General features: G+C 66.1%; 2 protein-coding genes. One reads left to right on the top strand and one right to left on the bottom strand.

Going from position 1 to position 3,149, the window contains the following annotated elements; translation table 11 throughout:
- Positions 1-162: 162 nt before the first annotated feature.
- Entirely contained in the window at positions 163-1,851 is a 1,689-nt protein-coding gene (eccE, locus tag CH256_RS11045) for a type VII secretion protein EccE (RefSeq protein WP_094669613.1), read from the bottom strand.
- Positions 1,852-1,983: 132 nt separating this feature from the next.
- Between eccE and eccB the strand changes: the two genes are divergently transcribed.
- Positions 1,984-3,149 (top strand): type VII secretion protein EccB (gene eccB / locus CH256_RS11040; RefSeq protein ID WP_094669614.1); only part of this gene is annotated, 1,166 nt, incomplete at its 3' end.

Below are 3,149 nucleotides of genomic sequence, written 5' to 3'. Positions count from 1 at the left end.
CCGTGTCGCTGCACCGGGTGCGTAAGCGGTTCGACGAGTCGGGACGGATCGACGATGCCGCGGCCGTCGACGCTCTGGGGCGTCTTCTCGATCAGCTGGTGTGGTGGGCCGACGCGGTGGCCGGCGCTCGTGGGCGCGCCGACTACCCGGGCTGAGAATCGGTCATGCACGAACCGCGGGGCGCAGACTCCGGGGCCGGCCGATGAACGCCGTCTCCTGAGGAATCGTGACCAGTGTCAGCTCGACGTCGAGTGGACCGGAACGGACGTGAATTCGATCCCCCGACGCATGGGGCTGGACGATCGTCAGATCCGGCTGCGGCACGCTTCGATTTTGTTCGGGGCGGCCGGTCCGCGGTAGGTGCTCGGACAACGAGATCACGGTGACGCCCGAAAGCCCCTGTTGCACAGGCGGTGCCGAACCGTCGGCGAAGTCGATCAGGATCACGTCGTACGACGGCCGGGATCGGGTGGTGGTGCCGTCGATTAGTAATCGATCGGGTGCGCCGATGGCGTCGAGGATCGCGCTCCAGGCGTGCGGGCGATCCGTGCGGACCAGAACCCTGGCACCGGTGGCGATAGCGCGGAAGATCAGTTGCTGGGCGAGGTAGAGCTCTCCGGCGATCCGAACTCGCGTCAGGCCCGGTCCGAACAGCCGCACCGCGACACCGTGTCCGTGAGCGTCGGATCCCAGTAGCTGGCCGCACCCGCCTACCGGGAGTTTCAGCTCGTCCATCGTCGTTGTATCGAGAATTCGGCTGGGAGACAGCGAATCCAGGGCGGGTAGGGCCAGCGGGAGCTGGGCCAGGATGCCGTCGCGTTGACTCCCGCTCATCGAGGTCAACGCGCGTACACGAGGCTTCGTGATCGGTGTTCGAGTGGCAAATCTGCACGACCCATGGATGCGCACCTTCCCGGTGTCGTGGGTCGGTTGCAGGCGGAAGGACAGCGTCGCTCCGAGGGACGGTGTTGCCCACAGGGTCGCGATGTCCTCGGCAGTGACTGTGCTGCAATCGATTCCGAAGCCGGTACTCGACGCACCCGGTAGGGGTGCTGTCGACCACGTCTGGGTCAGGTCGTCGATACTCACGCCTCGGCACAGGTGCAACACAGCCGATCGCACTTCGGAGCTCGTCAACAGTCGTGAGGACAGCCCGTGGGCGTTCAGAGCGCGATGTACGCGAGTGGTCGCGACGACAGCGGCGCGGGCTGCCCCGGCCCTGCCTCCGCCTCTGGCCCCGATCGCACGAGCATTCGCACGCAGGTCGAGAGTGACTGCCACCCAGACTGTTCGCACCGCTACTGCCGGTAGCGGACCGATGAGTGACTCGTACACCTCGGTGGCGACCGAGCCTGCCGAGCTGCGGAATCCGAGTGCAACGACGTCGATGGAGCAGACCTCGATGTCGTGCTGTCGCAGACACGACGCCAACGCGTCGACAGGAAGCGTGTGTTGCGTCTCGGCGCTCGCCTTGCCGAGGACCGTGGTGGCGTGCCCGGGCGGGACGATCTCGATGGTGCAGGTGACGGTGTCGCGCTGCCAGTGGACCCCGACCGGGCCGACTGCCGTGTCGGTGTGGTTCGTGCTCACGCCGACGTCAGGGACCCGATCGGCGAGGAACCGCCAGATGGTCCGGACCCAGTCCACGACGGATCTGCGCCGAACGGCGACGAACGGAACGAGCGCTACCGCCGCAGCAGCGAGCAGAGCCGGCCCTGGTCTCACGTGTGCCGCGAACAGAGCCCAGCCGATCGCCACGGCTGCGGTCTCGGCCACGATCACCCGCCGCACCGTGGGCGCGACGAAAGGAACGGCGGCTCGCCCACGCCCTGCTCGACCGGTACGCGTCATCGAAACCCTCCCCCCGAAGGTCACAGTGCCCCATCGACGAACGCCAACGCGGTCGCCGAGGTGTGCGGACGAACTGTACTGTGTCGCGTGACCCGAATGGGGATCGGGTCCGCACAATCCTGGGGAGGAAGCGTGGCGTCGACGCCGACAACGAAGTGGCAGGTTGGCGGTTACCGCTTTCTCGTCCGCAGAATGGAACATGCGCTGATCAGACGCGACGTTCGGATGCTGCACGATCCGATGAAGTCGCAGTCGCGGGCACTGCTCGTGGGCGTCGTCGTAGCCTGCATCGGCTTGGCGGGATGCGCTGCGCTGGCACTGTTTCGGCCGCAGGACAAGATCGGTAACGCGTCGATCGTGGTGGGCAAGGATTCGGCCGCGATGTTCGTGAAAGTGGACGACGTGTTCCATCCGGTGCTCAATCTCGCGTCGGCTCGATTGATCGTAGGCAAGCCCGACGACCCGTTGACGGTCAAGGAATCCGAATTGTCCGCACGACCCCGCGGGGCGCTGGTGGGTATTCCCGGTGCTCCGTCTGCGCTACCGCACGACAGTGACGGCAGCGCAGAAACGTGGACCGTCTGCGACACCGTCGACCGGATCACGGGAGTGACCTCGACAACGGTTGTGGTGGGTGATCCTCGCTTCGGTGAAAGCACGGCTGCGCTCGCCAATTCCGAGGCGTTCCTCTGGACATCGGACGGCACTGCCTATCTCGTGCACGACGGCACCAAATCGCCGGTCGACCTGAACAACAGGGCAGTGGTCCGGGCACTCGGACTCGAGGACGCGACACCGTCTCCGGTCAGTGCCGGTCTGCTCAATTCCGTGCCCGAATCACCCCCCGTCGCAGCACCGTTCGTGCCGCGAGCGGGTGAGGCTCCTACGTTTCCGTTCGACGGCCGGACGATCGGTTCGGTCGTCAAGGTCGCCGGTCGCGACGTCCAGTACTACGTGGTTCTGGAGGACGGAATACAAGCGATCAACGAAACTGCGGCCCTGCTCCTGAAATTCACCGATTCGCAGGGCAGTCCGGAAATCGCAGCCGTCAATCCCGACCTACTCGCGAATGCTCCCAAAACGTCCTTCGGGCTGGAGGTTTCGACGTTTCCGGAGACCGCTCCCACGATCGTCGATACCGGGGAGCGCCCGGTGGGTTGCTTGACGTGGGAGCCACTCGCAGTTGCCGACGGCGGGCCGTCGGCTCGACTGGTCGAGTCCGCCGGTCGCGGGTTGCCGCTGGAGCCAGATGCACAACCGGTTGCGCTGGCTCAGGCCGATGGTGGCGGCGACGCCGT

Source organism: Rhodococcus sp. 05-2254-6, from assembly GCF_002258565.1.
Lineage (GTDB): Bacteria > Actinomycetota > Actinomycetes > Mycobacteriales > Mycobacteriaceae > Rhodococcoides.
This window is presented reverse-complemented; position numbering and strand designations above follow the sequence as displayed.